16 protein-coding genes are annotated in these 18,339 nt (G+C 59.9%); 4 read left to right on the top strand and 12 right to left on the bottom strand.

Translation table 11 applies throughout. The features are described 5' to 3' along the window. Positions 1-9 precede the first annotated feature (9 nt). Together phoR and KGB23_RS01295 are read left to right on the top strand one after the other, a co-directional pair. Positions 10-1,296 carry a phosphate regulon sensor histidine kinase PhoR gene (gene phoR, locus KGB23_RS01290; protein ID WP_263288501.1) on the top strand — a complete coding sequence of 429 codons (1,287 nt, stop codon included), beginning with the start codon at positions 10-12 and terminating at the stop codon, positions 1,294-1,296. A 123-nt stretch (positions 1,297-1,419) separates the two neighbouring features. Continuing rightward, on the top strand, positions 1,420-2,760 hold the full coding sequence (locus KGB23_RS01295; protein ID WP_223429602.1) for a hemolysin family protein: 1,341 nt from the start codon (positions 1,420-1,422) through the stop codon (positions 2,758-2,760). A 129-nt stretch (positions 2,761-2,889) separates the two neighbouring features. On the opposite strand, the gene KGB23_RS01300 is transcribed toward KGB23_RS01295, so the two are convergent. From KGB23_RS01300 to KGB23_RS01335, 8 genes are all read right to left on the bottom strand, one after another. Next, positions 2,890-3,786, bottom strand: coding sequence for a peptidoglycan DD-metalloendopeptidase family protein (locus tag KGB23_RS01300; protein WP_223429603.1), 897 nt, complete (start codon positions 3,784-3,786; stop codon positions 2,890-2,892). A 208-nt stretch (positions 3,787-3,994) separates the two neighbouring features. Then, entirely contained in the window at positions 3,995-4,945 is a 951-nt protein-coding gene (locus tag KGB23_RS01305) for a response regulator (protein ID WP_046044999.1), read from the bottom strand. Positions 4,946-5,112: 167 nt separating this feature from the next. Beyond that, the gene (gene phoU / locus KGB23_RS01310) at positions 5,113-5,874 is read right to left on the bottom strand and encodes a phosphate signaling complex protein PhoU (RefSeq protein WP_008150055.1); all 762 of its coding nucleotides are present in this window, start codon (positions 5,872-5,874) and stop codon (positions 5,113-5,115) included. Positions 5,875-5,945: 71 nt separating this feature from the next. Further along, positions 5,946-6,779 carry a phosphate ABC transporter ATP-binding protein PstB gene (pstB, locus tag KGB23_RS01315; protein ID WP_046044998.1) on the bottom strand — a complete coding sequence of 278 codons (834 nt, stop codon included), beginning with the start codon at positions 6,777-6,779 and terminating at the stop codon, positions 5,946-5,948. Between the two features lie 83 nt (positions 6,780-6,862). Further along, positions 6,863-8,533, bottom strand: a complete 1,671-nt coding sequence (gene pstA, locus KGB23_RS01320; protein WP_223429604.1) for a phosphate ABC transporter permease PstA — start codon at positions 8,531-8,533, stop codon at positions 6,863-6,865. A 15-nt stretch (positions 8,534-8,548) separates the two neighbouring features. Then, complete coding sequence (locus KGB23_RS01325) at positions 8,549-10,582, bottom strand: ABC transporter permease subunit (RefSeq protein ID WP_223429615.1); 2,034 nt, start codon at positions 10,580-10,582, stop codon at positions 8,549-8,551. Positions 10,583-11,061: 479 nt separating this feature from the next. Next, a complete protein-coding gene (locus KGB23_RS01330; protein WP_223429605.1) occupies positions 11,062-12,063 on the bottom strand; it encodes a phosphate ABC transporter substrate-binding protein PstS in 1,002 nt (333 codons plus the stop codon). Between the two features lie 260 nt (positions 12,064-12,323). Further along, positions 12,324-13,622, bottom strand: coding sequence for an MFS transporter (locus KGB23_RS01335; protein WP_223429606.1), 1,299 nt, complete (start codon positions 13,620-13,622; stop codon positions 12,324-12,326). Between the two features lie 363 nt (positions 13,623-13,985). Here KGB23_RS01335 and KGB23_RS01340 point away from each other — a divergent pair, with 363 nt between their 5' ends. Continuing rightward, positions 13,986-14,390, top strand: a complete 405-nt coding sequence (locus KGB23_RS01340; protein WP_003177184.1) for an acyl-CoA thioesterase — start codon at positions 13,986-13,988, stop codon at positions 14,388-14,390. Between the two features lie 56 nt (positions 14,391-14,446). Further along, positions 14,447-15,346: a D-hexose-6-phosphate mutarotase gene (locus KGB23_RS01345; protein WP_223429607.1), complete on the top strand. Its 900-nt coding sequence runs from the start codon at positions 14,447-14,449 to the stop codon at positions 15,344-15,346. A gap of 132 nt (positions 15,347-15,478) precedes the next feature. Here KGB23_RS01345 and KGB23_RS01350 read toward each other — a convergent pair whose 3' ends face one another. The 4 genes from KGB23_RS01350 to purE all read right to left on the bottom strand — a co-directional run bounded on the left by KGB23_RS01350 (position 15,479) and on the right by purE (position 18,043). Beyond that, the gene (locus tag KGB23_RS01350; RefSeq protein WP_033059274.1) at positions 15,479-16,015 is read right to left on the bottom strand and encodes a DUF3299 domain-containing protein; all 537 of its coding nucleotides are present in this window, start codon (positions 16,013-16,015) and stop codon (positions 15,479-15,481) included. An 89-nt stretch (positions 16,016-16,104) separates the two neighbouring features. Continuing rightward, positions 16,105-16,350 carry a GlsB/YeaQ/YmgE family stress response membrane protein gene (locus KGB23_RS01355; protein ID WP_008030708.1) on the bottom strand — a complete coding sequence of 82 codons (246 nt, stop codon included), beginning with the start codon at positions 16,348-16,350 and terminating at the stop codon, positions 16,105-16,107. A gap of 107 nt (positions 16,351-16,457) precedes the next feature. Continuing rightward, positions 16,458-17,540, bottom strand: a complete 1,083-nt coding sequence (locus tag KGB23_RS01360; RefSeq protein WP_223429608.1) for a 5-(carboxyamino)imidazole ribonucleotide synthase — start codon at positions 17,538-17,540, stop codon at positions 16,458-16,460. A gap of 11 nt (positions 17,541-17,551) precedes the next feature. Next, a complete protein-coding gene (purE, locus tag KGB23_RS01365; protein ID WP_046044990.1) occupies positions 17,552-18,043 on the bottom strand; it encodes a 5-(carboxyamino)imidazole ribonucleotide mutase in 492 nt (163 codons plus the stop codon). Positions 18,044-18,339: the final 296 nt, after the last annotated feature.

The following is an 18,339-nucleotide window of genomic DNA, read 5'->3' on the forward strand; positions in this document are numbered from 1 at the left end:
ATCCGCCACATGCTGCTGCTGGTCACCGCCTGCCTGGTGATCGGCCTGATTACCGGCTATTACGGCTGGAGCCTCGCCGCGGGCCTGGGCCTTTATCTGGCCTGGACGCTCAAGCAACTGCTGCGTCTGCACGAATGGCTGCGCCTGCACAAATCCGATGAAGCACCGCCCGATGGCTATGGCCTGTGGGGCGAAGTGTTCGACAGCATTTACCACCTGCAGCGTCGCGACCAACGTGTGCGCGGGCGTCTGCAAGCGGTGATCGACCGGGTCCAGGAGTCGACTGCAGCGCTGAAAGACGCAGTGATCATGCTCGACAGCGACGGCAACCTCGAATGGTGGAACCGCGCCGCCGAAACGCTGCTCGGCCTCAAGACACCACAAGACAGCGGTCAGCCGGTGACCAACCTGGTGCGCCATCCGCGCTTTAAGGAATACTTCGAGCAGGACAGCTATGCCGAGCCGCTGGAAATCCCGTCACCGATCAATGATCGCCTGCGCATTCAGCTGTACATCACCCGCTACGGCAACAACGAACACTTGATGCTGGTGCGCGACGTGACGCGTATCCATCAACTGGAACAGATGCGCAAAGACTTCATCGCCAACGTCTCCCATGAACTGCGCACGCCGTTGACGGTGATTTGCGGCTATCTGGAAACCCTGCTCGACAACGTCGAGGACGTGAACCCGCGCTGGTCCCGTGCCTTGCAGCAGATGCAGCAGCAAGGTGGGCGCATGCAGACCTTGCTCAACGATTTGCTGCTGTTGGCCAAACTGGAAGCCACCGATTACCCGTCGGACAACCAACCGGTGGCCATCGACGGCTTGCTGCAATCGATCAAGAGCGACGCTCAGCAACTGTCCGCCCAGCGCAATCAGAAGATCACCCTGGAAGCCGACCCGACGATTCTCCTCAAGGGCAGCGAAGCCGAGTTGCGCAGCGCATTTTCCAATCTGGTGTTCAATGCGGTGAAATACACACCGGCCGAAGGCAATATCCGCATTCGCTGGTGGGGTGATGAGCAAGGCGCACACCTGAGCGTGCAGGATTCCGGGATCGGCATCGACAGCAAACACCTGCCGCGCCTGACCGAACGCTTCTACCGCGTCGATTCCAGCCGCAACTCCAACACCGGCGGCACAGGGCTCGGGCTGGCGATCGTCAAACACGTGCTGCTGCGCCACCGCGCACGGATGGAAATCAGCAGTGTGCCGGGCCACGGCAGCACGTTTACCTGCCATTTTGCGCCGGCCCAGGTCACCAAATCCCGGGTCATCAGCGCCGCCGACTGATACCGGCGAGCACTCGCCACTAGGCAATCGCCCGGTCAGCCGCTACATTGGCTGACTTGCGCCTGCCCTTCAGGCGCACTTTTTTCTTTCCTTTCGAATACACGGAAACCGCAAAACTCCATCATGGACCCTTCCCCTGGCTTGACCCTCGCGACACTCTTCGCCGATTTCGGCATGATTCTTTTTGCTCTGATCCTGGTTTTGCTCAACGGTTTTTTCGTTGCGGCGGAATTTGCCATGGTCAAACTGCGCTCGACCCGTGTCGAGGCCATCGCTGATAAAAACGGCTGGCGCGGACACATCCTGCGCACCGTTCACAGTCAGCTCGATGCTTACCTGTCGGCGTGCCAATTGGGTATCACCCTCGCCTCCCTCGGCCTCGGCTGGGTCGGTGAGCCGGCGTTCGCGCACATCCTCGAGCCGATCCTTGAAGCCGTCGGCGTGCAGTCGGCCGAAGTGATCAAAGGCGTGTCGTTCTTCGCCGCGTTCTTCGTCATCTCGTACCTGCACATCGTGGTCGGTGAGTTGGCCCCGAAATCCTGGGCCATCCGCAAACCCGAGCTGCTGTCGCTCTGGACCGCCGTGCCGCTGTACCTGTTCTACTGGGCCATGTACCCGGCCATTTACCTGCTCAACGCCAGCGCCAACACGATCCTGCGGATCGCCGGCCAAGGTGAACCCGGCCCTCATCACGAGCACCATTACAGCCGTGAAGAACTGAAACTGATCCTGCACTCCAGCCGTGGCCAGGACCCGAGCGACCAAGGCATGCGCGTTTTGGCCTCCGCGGTGGAAATGGGCGAGCTGGAAGTGGTCGACTGGGCCAATTCCCGGGAAGACCTGGTGACGCTGGAATTCAACGCGCCGCTGAAGGAAATCCTGGCGATGTTCCGTCGCCACAAGTTCAGCCGTTATCCGGTGTACGACAGCGATCGTCAGGAGTTCGTCGGCCTGCTGCACATCAAGGATTTGCTGCTGGAACTGGCAGCCCTTGACCACATTCCCGAGTCGTTCAACCTCGCCGAACTAACCCGGCCGCTGGAGCGTGTTTCGCGCCATATGCCGCTGTCGCAGTTGCTGGAACAGTTCCGCAAAGGCGGCTCGCACTTCGCCGTGGTTGAAGAAGCCGATGGCAACATCATCGGCTACCTGACCATGGAAGACGTGCTGGAAGTATTGGTCGGCGACATTCAGGACGAACACCGCAAGGCTGAGCGCGGGATCCTCGCGTACCAGCCGGGCAAGCTGCTGGTGCGCGGCGACACGCCGCTGTTCAAGGTCGAGCGCCTGCTGGGCATCGATCTGGACCACATCGAAGCCGAAACCCTCGCCGGGCTGGTCTACGAAACCCTGAAACGGGTGCCGGAAGAGGAAGAAGTGCTGGAAGTCGAAGGCTTGCGGATCATCATCAAGAAGATGAAAGGGCCGAAGATCATTCTGGCCAAGGTGTTGATGCTCGATTGATACGCTGATCCGGATCCGCGTCGATCCCTTCGCGAGCAAGCCCGCTCCCACATTGGAATGCATTTCAAATGTGGGAGCGGCGGTGCGGCGGTCCGACTTGCTCGCGAAGGCGTCAGAACAGGCAACACCTCACTGTTTGCCGAGCGCAAAGTTTGACAGGCTGCCCACCGGTTGATTGAACTGGTACGGGATCGACACCAGCCCCAACCCGGTATTGCGCTGCACCACGAAATGCAGGTGCGGCCCGCTGCTGTTGCCGGTATTGCCCGACAAGGCCAGCGGACTCCCTACCGACACCCGCTGCCCCTCGCGAACGCTCACCGAACCTCGCTTGAGGTGCAGGTACACGCCCATCGTCCCGTCATCGTGCAGCACCCGCACGAAATTACCCGACGGATCGGTGCCGCGCCCGGTCTGGGCATTCTCGGTTTTCACCACTACACCGCCTCGCGCCGCAATGATCTGCGTGCCTTCGGGCATGGCGATGTCCATGGCGTAGCGGTTCTTGGGACCAAAGTGGCTGTATTGACCGTTGGCGCCCTGACTCAACCGAAACGGCCCGCCACGCCACGGCAGCGGGTACCGATAGGCCATGGTGGCGCCTGAGGGGTCGCCCAGGGAGTATTCAAATTTTGGGGTATACGCGAGCGGCCTTTCGGGCTTCGTGGCCGTGAGCAGCGCCAGACGAATACTGCTGCGTGCCGGCATCACCCGGCGAATCGGCCGGCTTGGCGCACCACTGACGTTCTTCAGCCCGCCGAAGCTCAACTCGATTTCTACCGGCGCATACAGGTCATTGCGCACGTAAACGCTGTCCACGCCCTTCTTCTTCGTGATGACGACGTACACCTGGCGCTCAAGATTCTCGACCATGCGATCACGAAAAACGAACACCTTGGAGCCCGCCGTGGGGCGGTCGCTGTAGGAGACCACGCCACTGGCGTCGGTGGACTTGTAGATCGTCATGGCCATCGCCGAGGCGGATGCCATGAAAAGACCGCAGAAAAACAGCAGGCGCGCGAGCATGGGCAAGATTCTGTCGAGTAAGGCCTGGGTAGGAGCCTAGCAGCTGCAATGGACCCGGGTAGTCGACAGATGTTTCAAAATGGGCCGTTCAGCGGATGTGCGGTGAATTCGAAGGCCTCATCGCGAGCAAGCTCGCTCCCACAGGGGAATGCATTCCAATGTGGGAGCGAGCCTGCTCGCGATGGCGGCCTGACAGACGATACCGAACTTAAGCGCCGGGTACGAAATGCTTCTGCGCCGTACCACGCGCTATCAACCGGGAGATGTAGTCGAGCTTCTGCGCATCCTGGTCGACGAAGCGGAAGGTCAGTTGCAACCAGTCGCTGTCGGGCTTCGGCTCGTGGGCGACGATGGCGTGCAGGTAGCCGTTCAGACGGGCGGTTTCGGCGTTATCGCCCTGTTCCAGGTCGAGCACGGCGCTGTCGAGCACTTGCGGCAGGGAGTCGGTGCGTTTCACCACCAGCAGTGCTTCCTTGAGACTCAAGGCCTTGATCACACATTGCTGAATGCCGTTCGGCAGGCGCAGTTGGCCCTGACCACGACCGCCCGTTGGCGCTGCGGAGGACGCTGGAGGCTTGATCGGCGGGCTGTTGAGCAGACCGCGAGACGGAGCAGCCGCCGGGGCCGGCGCGGCGGCGGCAGGTTTGGCGAACGGGTTGACCGGCGCCGCTGCTGGCGCGACCACGGCAGCCTTGCCGCCGGTCAATGCGCTCAGGGAATCGTTGCCGAACGCCGAGTTCATTTTGGTCGGCGCGCTGTTCATCAAGGTGTCGAGCTTGCCCACTTTGTTCAGGGCCTGCTTGACCTTGGTCAGCAGTTGCTCGTTGGTGAACGGCTTGCTGACGTAGCCTGAAACCCCGGCCTGGATCGCCTGGACGACGTTCTCTTTATCGCCACGGCTGGTCACCATCACGAACGGCATGGTCTTGAGGTTGTCCTGCTCGCGGCACCAGGTCAGCAGCTCCAGACCGGACATTTCCGGCATTTCCCAGTCGCACAGGACCAGGTCGAACGCTTCCCGAGCCAGCAAGGCCTGAGCCTTCTTGCCGTTAACCGCGTCTTCGATCCGGATCCCCGGGAAGTAGTTGCGCAAGCACTTCTTCACCAGGTCACGAATGAACGACGCGTCGTCCACGACCAACACACTGACCTTACTCATCCATCACCCCTTTAAAAAATCCCGGCAAGCATACCGCTTTGCTGATGGCACATTGCCAAAAACCTTCAGTCACGCCGGGACTTTTCGTTCGCGGGTGCTGCTTTCGAATTCATCAACCACAAACAAAAACGCCCGGCCAAAAGGCCGGGCGCTTTTCTCAGGCAATCTTACTTATCGTCAGCTTTGCCCGGAACATTAGCGGTTTCGCCACTTGTGCCTTCAACTTCTTCTTTCATGCGCTTGAGGCCCAGGTGACGCACGTCGGTGCCGCGCACCAGGTAAATCACCAGCTCCGAGATATTGCGTGCGTGGTCGCCGATCCGTTCCAGCGAACGCAGCACCCAAATGATGCTCAAGACCCGCGAGATAGAGCGCGGGTCTTCCATCATGTAGGTGGCGAGCTCACGCAACGCGGTTTTGTATTCGCGGTCGATGATCTTGTCGTACTGGGCCACCGACAACGCCAGGTCGGCGTCGAAACGGGCAAAGGCGTCCAGCGCATCGCGAACCATGTTGCGGACCTGGTCGCCGATGTGGCGAACCTCGACGTAGCCTCGTGGGGCTTCGCCTTCTTCGCACAACTGGATGGCACGACGGGCGATCTTGGTCGCTTCGTCACCGATACGTTCCAGGTCGATCACCGACTTGGAGATGCTGATGATCAAACGCAAGTCCGACGCTGCCGGCTGACGACGGGCCAGAATGCGCAGGCATTCTTCGTCGATGTTGCGTTCCATCTGGTTGATCTGATCGTCGATCTCGCGAACCTGCTGGGCCAGGCCGGAGTCGGCCTCGATCAGCGCGGTCACCGCGTCGTTGACCTGCTTTTCCACTAGCCCGCCCATGGCCAGGAGGTGGCTGCGCACTTCCTCGAGCTCAGCGTTGAACTGCGCGGAGATGTGATGGGTAAGGCCTTCTTTACTAATCATGTTGGCGTCCTTGGAGCGTCCGGTAAGGTGCGGTGGACCGCAGCGTCAGTTCAGTGAGCAACAACAGCTTCCTAGCCGTAGCGACCCGTGATGTAGTCTTCGGTCTGCTTCTTCGCCGGATTGGTGAACAGGGTGTCGGTGTCGCCGAATTCCACCAGTTTGCCCATGTACATGAACGCCGTGTAGTCGGAAACCCGCGCGGCCTGTTGCATGTTGTGGGTCACGATGACGATGGTGAACTTCGATTTCAGTTCGTAGATCAGCTCTTCGACTTTCAGCGTGGAGATCGGGTCGAGTGCCGAGCACGGTTCGTCGAGCAGCAGCACCTCCGGCTCCACGGCGATGGTGCGAGCGATCACCAGACGTTGTTGCTGACCGCCGGACAGGCCAAGTGCCGACTCGTGCAGACGATCTTTGACTTCGTCCCACAGTGCCGCGCCTTTCAACGCCCACTCGACGGCTTCGTCGAGTACGCGTTTTTTGTTGATGCCCTGGATGCGCAGGCCGTAGACCACGTTCTCGTAGATGGTTTTCGGGAACGGGTTCGGCTTCTGGAACACCATGCCCACGCGACGACGCAACTCGGCTACGTCTTCGCCCTTACGGTAAATGTTGTTGCCGTAGAGGTTGATCTCGCCTTCGACACGGCAGCCATCCACCAGGTCGTTCATGCGGTTGAAGGTGCGCAGCAGCGTGGACTTGCCGCAACCGGACGGGCCGATGAAGGCGGTCACGCGCTGTTTCGGGATGTTCATGCTGACGTCGTACAGCGCTTGTTTGTCGCCGTAGAACAGGCTCAGGCCCGGCACTTCAATGGCCACGGTTTCCTGTTCGAGACTCAGGCTCTGTTTGTCGCGGCCCAGCGCCGACATGTTGATGCCGTGGGTATGTGCTTCGTGCTGCATGGGAGGCTCCCTGTGCTAACAAATTCGGTTCAGTGAGCGGCTGGCATTGAGGCCAGCAGCCCATTCAATTTTTGCGGCAGCTATCAGCTATCCAGCGCTTTGTATTTTTCGCGCAGGTGGTTACGGATATAGACGGCCGACAGGTTAAGCGTGGCGATCACCAGCACCAGCAGCAACGCCGTGGCATACACCAGCGGCCGCGCGGCTTCGACGTTCGGGCTCTGGAAGCCGACGTCATAAATATGGAAGCCCAGGTGCATGATCTTCTGGTCCAGGTGCAAGTACGGGTAGTTGCCATCCACCGGCAGCGACGGCGCCAGTTTCACCACACCTACCAGCATCAGCGGCGCCACTTCACCCGCGGCGCGAGCCACGGCGAGGATCATGCCGGTCATCATCGCCGGGCTAGCCATCGGCAGTACGATCTTCCACAAGGTTTCAGCCTTGGTTGCGCCGAGGGCCAACGAGCCTTCGCGCACGGTGCGAGGAATCCGCGCCAGACCTTCTTCCGTGGCCACGATCACCACCGGCACCGCCAGCAACGCCAGGGTCAGGGACGCCCAGAGCAGACCCGGCGTGCCAAAGGTCGGCGCCGGCAGCGCTTCAGGGAAGAACAACCGGTCGACTGAACCACCCAACACATAAACAAAGAAGCCCAGACCGAACACGCCGTAAACGATCGCAGGAACGCCCGCCAGGTTGTTCACGGCAATGCGGATCAAGCGAGTCATGGTGTTCTGTTTCGCATATTCACGCAGGTAAACCGCTGCCAACACGCCGAACGGCGTCACGATCATCGCCATGATCAACGTCATCATCACGGTGCCGAAAATCGCCGGGAAGATCCCGCCTTCGGTGTTCGCTTCACGCGGGTCGTCGCTCAAGAACTCCCAGACCTTGCTGAAGTAGAAGCCGATCTTGGTGAAGGTGTTCATGCCGTTCGGCTGGTAGGCGTGAACCACTTTGCCAATGCCGATTTCGATCTCTTTGCCGTTGGCATCGCGGGCCGTCAGGCTGTCGCGGTTGAACTGGGCGTGCAGGTCGTTCAGGCGAGCTTCGATGTCCTGATAACGAGCGTTCAGTTCGGCGCGCTCGGACTCCATGTCCGCTTGCGCGGTAGCGTCCATCGTGCCGGTCAGTTCCAGCTTGCGACCGTGCAGGCGCACGCGCTCGAGGCCGGCGTTGATTGCGCCAATGTCGGTTTTTTCCAGGCTCTTGAGCTGTGCGGCAAGCTGGTTGACGCGAGCGACACGGGCCTGCAGCTCAGGCCATGCAGCTTCACCTTCAGCGATGACCTTGCCGTCCTGTTTGACGTTGACCAGGTAGCCGTAGAAGTTGCCCCACTCACGACGCTCGATGGTCATCAGCTCTGGCGGGGTCGTTTGGTTAGTCAGCCACTCGCCGACGATCCAGGTGAAGTCGGTGCCGTTCAGGTCACGGTTGCCGACCTTGATCAGCTCGCGGGTCATGAACTCCGGGCCCTGATCGGGCACCGGCAGGCCAGCGCTTTTCAGGCGCTCGCGCGGCACTTCTTCTTTCTGCACCACTTCGCCGATGACGAGGTGATTGGCCTGGCCCGGCACGTCGTAACTGGCGTGCACCAGATCCGCCGGCCAGAAATGGCCCAGACCGCGCACGGCAATCACTGCCAGCAAGCCAATGGTCATGATGACCGCGATGGACACCGCGCCACCGCTGATCCAGACGCCGGGGGCGCCGCTCTTGAACCATCCTTTCAGGGAGTTCTGTTTCACAGACTTCTACCTTTCTTAAAGCGACGAGTATTTCTTGCGCAGACGCTGACGAATCAGTTCCGCGAGGGTGTTCATGACGAAGGTGAACATCAGCAGCACCAGCGCCGAGAGGAACAGCACGCGGTAGTGGCTGCCGCCGACTTCCGATTCGGGCATTTCCACCGCAACGTTGGCCGCCAGGGTGCGCAGGCCTTCGAACAGGTTCATTTCCATGACCGGAGTGTTGCCGGTGGCCATCAGCACGATCATGGTTTCACCGACCGCACGGCCCATGCCGATCATCAGCGCCGAGAAAATACCCGGGCTGGCGGTGAGGATCACCACGCGAGTCATGGTCTGCCATGGCGTGGCACCGAGGGCCAGAGAACCGAGGGTCAAACCGCGAGGCACGCTGAACACGGCGTCTTCGGCGATGGAGTAGATGTTCGGGATCACCGCGAAGCCCATGGCCAGACCGACCACCAGAGCGTTGCGCTGGTCGTAGGTGATACCCAGGTCGTGGGAGATCCACATGCGCATGTCGCCGCCGAAGAACCAGGTTTCCATGTACGGGCTCATGTACAGCGACAACCAGCCCACGAACAGGATCACCGGGATCAGGATCGCGCTTTCCCAGCCTTCCGGCACTTTCAGGCGGATCGATTCAGGCAAGCGGCTGAAGGTGAAACCTGCTACCAGAATGCCGATCGGCAAGAGCATCAGCAGGCTGAAAATGCCTGGTAAGTGCCCTTCTACATACGGCGCGAGGAACAGGCCGGCGAAGAAGCCGAGGATCACCGTCGGCATCGCTTCCATCAACTCGATCACCGGTTTGACCTTGCGGCGCAAGCTTGGGGCCATGAAGTATGCGGTGTAGATCGCCGCAGCGACGGCCAGCGGCGCGGCCAACAGCATGGCGTAGAACGCGGCCTTCAAGGTACCGAAGGTCAGCGGAGACAAGCTCAGCTTGGGTTCGAAGTCAGTGTTGGCGGCGGTCGATTGCCAGACGTATTTCGGCTCGTCGTAGTTCTCGTACCAGACCTTGCTCCACAACGCGCTCCACGACACTTCCGGGTGCGGGTTGTCGAGCAGCAACGGTTGAATCTTGCCGCCCGCCTCCACGATCACCCGGTTGGCCCGTGGCGACAGACCGAAAATGCCTTGGCCATCGACCACCTGATCCACCAGCAAGGTGCGGTGGGCGGTGCTGTGGAACACGCCGAGCTTGCCGGACGCGTCGAGCGCGATGAAGCCTTTGCGACGTTCTTCAGCGGTGATTTCAACGATCGGCGCCGTGCCCATCTGGAAGTTACGAATCTGCTTCAGACGCAGTTCGCCATCGTGGTCGCGGGCCATGAACCATTGGGCCAGACCGCCCTTGGAATCGCCGAGGATCAGCGAGATCCCGCCCACCAGTTGAGTACTGGCAGTGATTTGCGCTTCGCCATCATCCAGCAGTTTGTAGCGACCGTTGAGGCTCTTGTCGCGCAGGCTGAACACGTCGGCCTGGGCGCGACCGTTAATCACGTAGAGCCACTGCTGACGCGGGTCGACGAAGATGTTCTTCACCGGCTCGGTCATCTGCGGCAGATCGATGCGCTTCTGCTCATTGGTGATTTCGCCGGTCATCATGTTTTCTTCGCTGGTCAGCGACAAAACATTGAGCTGCGAACCCGTGGAGCCGACCAGCATCAGCGTCGTATCGGTGGCGTTGAGGCTGACGTGCTCCAAGGCTCCGCCCGCCTCGTTCAGCGCAATCGGCGTTTCGCCGTACGGGTATTCGATGGCCGGCGAGATGGTTTTTTTGCCGTCCGGGTAGCTGACTTTATAAGTGTGACGGAACACCAGCGCCTGGCCGTTGGACAAGCCCACTGCCACCAATGGATGGCCTGGTTGGTCTTCGCCGATGGAGGTCACGGTAGTGCCGGCCGGAATCGACAGATCGACACGCTTGAGTTCAGCGCCACTGTCGATATCGAAGAACAACGCCTGGCCCTTGTCGGAAACCCGCATGGCGACCTGGTTCTGCTCTTCCAGGGAGATCATCAACGGCTTGCCGGCGTCTTGCATCCAGGCGGGCGTGATGGCGTCCTTGGCGGTCAGGTCGGCGCCCTGAAACAGGGGCGCGACAACGTAAGCGAGGAAGAAAAAGATCAGCGTGATCGCGCCGAGAACGGCGAGGCCGCCCACAAGGACGTACCAGCGGGTCAGGCGATCTTTGAGCGCGCGGATGCGGCGCTTGCGTTGCAGCTCAGGCGTATTGAAGTCAATTCGCTTGGGGGGATTAGTAGTCATGGTGGAATTGGCCAGATCATTCATTCGCACACCCTAGCGATCCTGTATGACAGAAAGATGACAATGCAGTGACGCAACAAATCCGCCGCCTGTGGGAACTGGCAGCGGACTGAAAATTTGGGGGTTGTAGGAGCTGTCGAGGGAACCGAGGCTGCGATCTTTTGATCTTGCGGTTAGAGGCCAGATCAAAAGATCGCAGCCTCGTTTCACTCGACAGCTCCTACAGAGTCCGGGATTACCCCGGACTCAGGGTTTTACTTTTTTGCGACTTCAGCGCCGCCTTCCTGCAGACCCAGGTCAGCCAGTGCTTTTGCAGCAACCTTGGCCGGCAGTGGGATGTAGCCGTCTTTCACTACAACTTCCTGGCCCTGTTTGGACAGAACCAGTTTCACGAACTCGGCTTCCAGCGGGGCCAGAGGCTTGTTCGGTGCTTTGTTGACGTAAACGTAGAGGAAACGCGACAGCGGGTACTTGCCGTTCAGGGCGTTTTCTTCGGTGTCTTCGATGAATTCAGTGGTGCCTTTTTTGGCCAGAGCCACAGTCTTCACGCTAGCGGTTTTGTAGCCGATGCCCGAGTAACCGATGCCGTTCAGCGAGGAGCTGATCGACTGCACGACCGAAGCCGAGCCTGGTTGTTCGTTGACGTTTGGCTTGTAGTCGCCTTTGCACAGGGCTTCTTCTTTGAAGTAGCCGTAGGTGCCGGATACCGAGTTACGACCGAACAGTTGAACTGGCTTGTTGGCCAGGTCGCCGGTCACGCCCAGGTCACCCCAGGTTTTCACGTCGGTTTTAGCGCCGCACAGACGAGTCGAGGAGAAGATCGCGTCGACTTGCTCCATGGTCAGGTGCTGGATCGGGTTGTCTTTGTGAACGAAGACAGCCAGGGCGTCCACGGCAACCGGGATAGCAGTTGGCTTGTAGCCGTACTTCTGCTCGAAGGCAGCCAGTTCGGTGTCCTTCATCTTGCGGCTCATCGGGCCCAGGTTAGAGGTGCCTTCAGTCAGCGCAGGTGGCGCAGTGGCGGAGCCAGCGGCCTGAATCTGGATGTTTACGTTCGGGTATTCTTTTTTGTAGTTCTCAGCCCACAGGGTCATGAGGTTGGCCAGGGTATCGGAGCCGACGCTGGACAGGTTGCCCGACACACCAGTGGTTTTGGTGTAGCTCGGGATAGCAGGGTCAACAGCGGCAACCGCGTTGGCAGTCGCAACGCCAGCAGCGACAAAAGTCATTGCCGCCATCAAACGCTTCAGTTTCATGCCTTACTCCTAGCAGATAGGTGTGTTAAGTCGGGGCCAAGTATCAGCAGGCCGTGTGAACACTCTATGGCTGAAATATGACAATTGGATGAAAGGCCAGCATTCGATCTTTTGCTGGGGCACCGCGTTATCGTTCTTCGCGAGCAAGCCCGCTCCCACACTGGATCTGCGTCTGAACACAGAGTTTGTGTCCAATTGAATCAAATGTGGGAGCGGGCTTGCTCGCGAAGGCGTCAGAGCAGTCGATACAAAGGGCCGGCCTAGCGACCCTTCTTCCAGAGGTAAGCGCCCACCAGAATCCCGACACCGCAAATGATTGCCACATAATAGGCAGGCCCCAACGGGCTTTCCTTGAGCAGCAAGGTGACAACCATCGGGGTCAGGCCGCCGAAGATGGCGTAGGCCAGGTTGTAGGAGAACGACAGCCCGCTGAAGCGCACCACCGCCGGGAAGGCTTTGACCATCACATACGGCACTGCGCCGATGGTGCCGACCAGCAAGCCGGTCACGGCGTACATCGGGAACAGCCAGTCAGGGTGGTTGAACAGGCTGTGGTAGAAGGTCCACGAACTGATCAGCAGCGCGGCACTGCCGAACACGAAGACACGACCCGCGCCGAAGCGGTCAGCCAGCGCACCGGAGGCGACGCAGCCCAGGCTCAGAAACACGATCGCCAGGCTGTTGGCCTGCAATGCGGTGGTTGGCGAGAAGTGGTAGACGGTCTGCAGCACGGTCGGGGTCATGAGGATGACCACGATGATGCCGGCGGACAGCAGCCAGGTCAGCAGCATGGAAATCAGGATCGCCCCGCGATGGTCGCGCAACACGGCGCGCAGCGGCACTTCTTCTGCCAGGGCCTTGCGCAGTTGCAGCTCGGCGAATACCGGCGTCTCGTGCAACCAGCGGCGCAGGTAAACCGAGAACAGGCCGAACACGCCACCCAGCAGGAACGGGATCCGCCAAGCGTAATCCGCGACTTCCACCGAGGTATAAATGCTGTTGATCGCTGTTGCCACCAACGAGCCCAGCAGGATACCGGCCGTCAGGCCGCAGGTCAGGGTGCCGCAGGCATAACCGATATGACGCTGCGGCACGTGTTCGGAAACGAATACCCACGCGCCAGGCACTTCACCGCCAATCGCAGCGCCTTGAATCACCCGCATCAGCAGCAACAGGATCGGCGCCCACATCCCGATCTGCGCATAAGTCGGCAGCAAACCCATGATCAGGGTCGGCACCGCCATCATGAAAATGCTCAGGGTGAACATCTTCTTGCGTCCCAGCAGGTCGCCGAAGTGCGCCATGACGATGCCGCCCAGTGGCCGCGCCAGGTAGCCGGCGGCAAAGATCCCGAAGGTCTGCATCAAGCGCAGCCACTCGGGCATGTCGGCCGGGAAGAACAGCTTGCCGACCACCGTGGCGAAGAACACGAAGATGATGAAATCGTAAAACTCCAGCGCACCGCCCAGGGCAGACAGTGACAAAGTCTTGTAGTCGCTGCGGGTCAGCGGACGTGCGGATTGGGTTGGCTGCGCGATGCTCGAGGGCGCTGTGGTCATGGCAAGGCTTCTCTTATAGTCGGATCTGCAACCCCAACAACGCTGGCTGAGGCTTGGGCAGGTCCGGCACGATAGCAAATTGTTCGAAAAAGCACATAGAGGTGCGTATTTGACGGTCGAAATGAGAACCGGACGGTCGTCTCGGAGTCTACCGATCGATATACTCGCAATCCTGCACCTGCTTGTAAGGGGTTGCTGTGCGAAAACGTCGTTGGCACCCGCCAGCCGATTTCGCAGAGTTTCCCTTTAGGCGCCTTACGAAAAACGTGACGAACGTAGTATGTTCGGGGCTGAATCGTTTTTCCAAGACGGCTATTCACCCGCTACACCTATGAAGAGTCACGGGTCAGAGGCACCCCCGGCATGATAGAGCTCGAACAAGAAGATCCGATCCCGCAAGGCGACCTTGCCCTGCAAATTACCGCGCTCCCCCGCGAAACCAACGGCTTTGGCGATATTTTCGGCGGTTGGCTGGTGTCGCAGATGGATTTGGCCGGCACCGCAATGGCCAGCAAAGTCGCGGGTGGCCGCGTGGCTACGGTTGCGATCGACCGCATGGCATTTCTGGTTCCGGTAGCGGTGGGCGCTCAGCTCTCCTTCTATACCCAGGCGCTGGAAATCGGCCGCAGCTCGATTCAGATGATGGTCGAAGTCTGGAGTGACGATCCGCTGTCCAGCGAATGGCGTAAGGTGACTGAAGCCGTATTTGTGTTCGTCGCCATCGACGGCAGCGGTCGCACCCGTTCGGTTCCGCCTAGAGCTCGTTAAACACTACGACCTTTCTGCGGTCCATTGCAGTCATTGTTCCTGATCGAGAGTTGCCCATGAGTACGCCCAACGTTGAAGCCGTGAAACTGGATGAACTGAACTGCTGGCGCATCCGCCACGGTCAGGCCGAATTGCTGGTTGCCCAGCAGGGCGCGCACATCCTCAGTTATCAAGTGGCCGGGCAACCGCCGCTGATCTGGCTCAACGACGAGGCCGTGTTCAAGACTGGCAAGAGCATCCGCGCCGGGGTTCCGGTGTGCTGGCCGTGGTTTGGTAACTTGCCGCGCAACCCGCAGCGCGTTCAGGCGATGCGCGTCAGCAACGAAGCGCCGACCGCCCACGGGCTGGTAAGGGCGATGGACTGGGAACTGGGCGGCATTGAAACCGAGGGCGAAAGCCTGAAGGTGGAGTTTGTTCTGCCTTACCCTGAAGGCGGTTTGCCAGGCTGGCCGCATCAAGTGGATTTGAAGCTGAGCATTCGTCTGGATGAGCAACTGCACATCAGCCTGACCAGCCACAACCAAGGCACTGACAACGTCACCATCAGCCAGGCACTGCACAGCTATTTCGCGGTCAGCGATGTGCGCAACGTGCAGGTCGAAGGGCTGGATGGCTTGAGTTACATCGAAACCCTGGACGACTGGAAAACCGTCACTCAGACCGGCGATCTGCGTTTTGTCGGCGAGACTGATCGTATCTATCTCAATACCCCGGCGAAGCTGAGTATTGTCGATCCGGCCTGGGAACGGCGCATCGAGCTGACCAGCAGCGGTTCACGCTCGGCGGTGATCTGGAATCCGTGGATTGATCGCGCTGCGGCGTTCAGCGACATGGCCGACGATGGCTGGCAGCGGATGCTGTGCATTGAAACGGCGAATGTGATGGATGATGTGGTGACACTGGCACCGGGTGCGAGCCATACCCTGGGTGTCAGCATCGGTAGCAAATCTCTCTAACACCACAAAACCAATGTGGGAGCGGGCTTGCTCGCGAAGGCGGTGTAACAGTCAACGATGATGTTGAATGTTATGGCCTCTTCGCGAGCAAGCCCGCTCCCACATTTGGTTTGTGCCAGGCCTACTGGCGCTTTACAGATCCGACTCTTTGACCACCCGCACTTTCGCCGCATCCAGCGCATACGCCGCGTCAGCCAGGTCATTGTTGACCTTCTCGACCTTCAGCGTGCCGGTCACCCACAGCGGTGTATAGATGTCATTCAGCTTCAACCCTTTCGGATATCGCACCAACACCAATTGATTAGGTGGCGGCGGCGGCACGTGAATGCAGGCGCCCGGATACGGCACGAGGAAGAACAGCGTGCTGCGGCCCTGGGCGTCGGATTCCAGCGGCACCGGATAACCACCGATGCGGATGTTCTTGTCGTTCATCGACGGCACGGTTTTGGTCGAATACATCACCGCCGGCAAACCCTTGCTCTGCTTCATGCCACCCTTTTTGGTAAAGGTGCCATTGGCTTCGGGTGAGTTGTGGTCGATTTCAGGCATGGCCTCGAGGGCTTTCTGGTCCGACTTTGGCATCAATTCGAGCCAGTCGGTTTCCGGCAATTCGCCGGCATGGGCGAGGCCCGAGCCCAGTAAAAGGAAAGTCAGTAAAAGACGGCGCATGGAAGTGCTCGGTAAAGGAGAGGACGGTGCAACGCCGAGCATTCTAGCCCTCTCTGCGTGCGGCGCAGAGGGGGCTTTGTCGCTTTGGATCAGTTCTTTTTGATCAAACCGTAGATCACCAGCAACACCACCGCGCCAACCAGCGCACCGATGAAGCCTGCACCTTGACCGGCCTGGTAGATGCCCAGAGCCTGGCCGCCATAAGTGGCCGCCAACGAACCGCCGATACCGAGCAGGATGGTCATGATCCAGCCCATGCTGTCATCGCCCGGTTTCAGGAACCGAGCCAGCAGGCCGACGATCAAGCCGATAAAGATGGTTCCGATAATTCCCATGGCATTTCCCTCTGATTGGTTTGGCTATGCGAAAGCCTAGTCAGACTTTGGCATCCTGCCATGAGAGAACGGCGGCCCCTGAATGGTTCCGCCGCTGCCACATGAAACTATTCGGCGATGAGCGCTTCGACCTTGAGGATCTGCTGCTCCAGCGTGGCCTTGTCGGCGCAGCGCAGGCTGGCGTGACCGACCTTGCGACCGACCTTGAACGCCTTGCCATAGTGATGCAGATGGCAATCGGCAATGGCCAGGACTTTCTCGGTCTCCGGCACTTTACCGATGAAGTTGAGCATCGCGCTCTCGCCGACCTTGGCCGTCGAACCCAGCGGCAGACCGGCAACGGCCCGCAGGTGGTTTTCGAACTGGCTGCACTCGGCACCTTCAGTGGTCCAGTGACCCGAGTTGTGGACCCGCGGGGCGATTTCGTTGGCCTTGAGGCCACCGTCGACTTCAAAGAACTCGAACGCCATCACGCCAACGTAGTTCAGCTGCTTGAGCACACGGCTGGAATAGTCTTCCGCCAAGGCTTGCAGCGGGTGGTCGGTGCTGGCCACGGACAGTTTGAGGATGCCGCTGTCGTGGGTGTTATGAACCAACGGATAAAATTTGGTCTCACCATCGCGAGCGCGCACGGCGATCAACGAGACTTCACCGGTGAACGGCACGAAACCTTCCAGCAGGCAGGCCACGCTGCCCAGTTCGGCGAAGGTGCCGGCGACATCTTCAGGCTTGCGCAGGACCTTCTGGCCCTTGCCGTCGTAACCCAGGGTGCGGGTTTTCAGCACGGCCGGCAGACCGATGGAAGCCACGGCAGCGTCCAGATCGGCTTGCGATTGAATGTCAGCGAACGCCGGGGTGGGAATCCCCAGGTCCTTGAACATGCTCTTCTCGAACCAGCGATCACGGGCGATGCGCAGGGCTTCGGCGCTCGGGTAGACCGGGACGAATTGCGACAGGAAGGCCACGGTTTCGGCCGGGACGCTTTCGAACTCGAAAGTCACCAGATCGACTTCATCGGCCAGCTGACGCAGGTGATCCTGATCGCCGTAATCGGCCCGCAGGTGTTCGCCCAACGCGGCTGCGCAAGCATCCGGAGCGGGGTCCAGGAAAGCGAAGTTCATGCCCAGCGGAGTGCCCGCCAGCGCCAACATGCGACCCAACTGGCCGCCACCGATTACACCGATCTTCATCGTCAACAACCTCAGGCGATGCGTGGGTCTGGATTTTCCAGGACGCTGTCTGTCTGCTCAGCACGGAATTTTTTCAGTACCGCGTGGAACTGCGGGCGCTTGGCGCCGAGGATGCTCGCCGAGAGCAGTGCTGCGTTGATCGCGCCAGCCTTGCCGATGGCCAGGGTGGCGACCGGAATGCCCGCGGGCATCTGCACGATAGACAGCAGCGAATCGACGCCCGAGAGCATCGACGACTGCACCGGCACGCCCAGCACCGGCAGGTGGGTCTTGGCCGCACACATGCCTGGCAAGTGAGCCGCGCCGCCAGCACCGGCGATGATCACCTCGATGCCACGCGCCTCGGCCTCTTCGGCGTACTGGAACAGCAGGTCCGGGGTGCGGTGGGCAGAGACCACTTTCACCTCGTAAGGAATGCCGAGCTTTTCCAGCATATCGGCGGTGTGGCTAAGGGTGGACCAATCGGACTTGGAGCCCATGATCACGCCAACCAGTGCACTCATCGTCATGCCTCTTCTCTCTGGGCGCCCGCAGGCGCGTCAAAAAACAACAAGCCACGCAAAATGCGTGGCTTGATTGTACGAATTATGGCCGGACGAACCGGCCGAAGGCCGCGCAGTATACCTCAATGAAGCAGATAAACAGCCCCCATAGCGACCATCTGTCATTCGGCGCAAAGGGCCGGTTTTATTGACTTAAAAGTCAGTCAAATACACCACAAATCCCCTGTGGGAGCGGGCTTGCTCGCGAAAGCGGTGGGTCAGTCGATATCAATGTTGTCTGACCCACCGCTTTCGCG

It is taken from the genome of Pseudomonas sp. GL-B-26 (genome assembly GCF_019947405.1).
Lineage (GTDB): Bacteria > Pseudomonadota > Gammaproteobacteria > Pseudomonadales > Pseudomonadaceae > Aquipseudomonas.

Coding starts and splice junctions, on each gene's coding strand:
- phoU (WP_008150055.1), bottom strand. CDS start 5,874: ATGATTAGTAAAGAAGGCCTTACCCATCACATCTCCGCGCAGTTCAAC.
- KGB23_RS01340 (WP_003177184.1), top strand. CDS start 13,986: ATGATAGAGCTCGAACAAGAAGATCCGATCCCGCAAGGCGACCTTGCC.
- KGB23_RS01350 (WP_033059274.1), bottom strand. CDS start 16,015: ATGCGCCGTCTTTTACTGACTTTCCTTTTACTGGGCTCGGGCCTCGCC.
- KGB23_RS01345 (WP_223429607.1), top strand. CDS start 14,447: ATGAGTACGCCCAACGTTGAAGCCGTGAAACTGGATGAACTGAACTGC.
- pstB (WP_046044998.1), bottom strand. CDS start 6,779: ATGCAGCACGAAGCACATACCCACGGCATCAACATGTCGGCGCTGGGC.
- KGB23_RS01325 (WP_223429615.1), bottom strand. CDS start 10,582: ATGCAAGACGCCGGCAAGCCGTTGATGATCTCCCTGGAAGAGCAGAAC.
- KGB23_RS01295 (WP_223429602.1), top strand. CDS start 1,420: ATGGACCCTTCCCCTGGCTTGACCCTCGCGACACTCTTCGCCGATTTC.
- purE (WP_046044990.1), bottom strand. CDS start 18,043: ATGAGTGCACTGGTTGGCGTGATCATGGGCTCCAAGTCCGATTGGTCC.
- KGB23_RS01360 (WP_223429608.1), bottom strand. CDS start 17,540: ATGAAGATCGGTGTAATCGGTGGCGGCCAGTTGGGTCGCATGTTGGCG.
- KGB23_RS01305 (WP_046044999.1), bottom strand. CDS start 4,945: ATGAGTAAGGTCAGTGTGTTGGTCGTGGACGACGCGTCGTTCATTCGT.
- KGB23_RS01355 (WP_008030708.1), bottom strand. CDS start 16,350: ATGGGAATTATCGGAACCATCTTTATCGGCTTGATCGTCGGCCTGCTG.
- KGB23_RS01335 (WP_223429606.1), bottom strand. CDS start 13,622: ATGACCACAGCGCCCTCGAGCATCGCGCAGCCAACCCAATCCGCACGT.
- KGB23_RS01330 (WP_223429605.1), bottom strand. CDS start 12,063: ATGAAACTGAAGCGTTTGATGGCGGCAATGACTTTTGTCGCTGCTGGC.
- phoR (WP_263288501.1), top strand. CDS start 10: ATGCTGCTGCTGGTCACCGCCTGCCTGGTGATCGGCCTGATTACCGGC.
- KGB23_RS01300 (WP_223429603.1), bottom strand. CDS start 3,786: ATGCTCGCGCGCCTGCTGTTTTTCTGCGGTCTTTTCATGGCATCCGCC.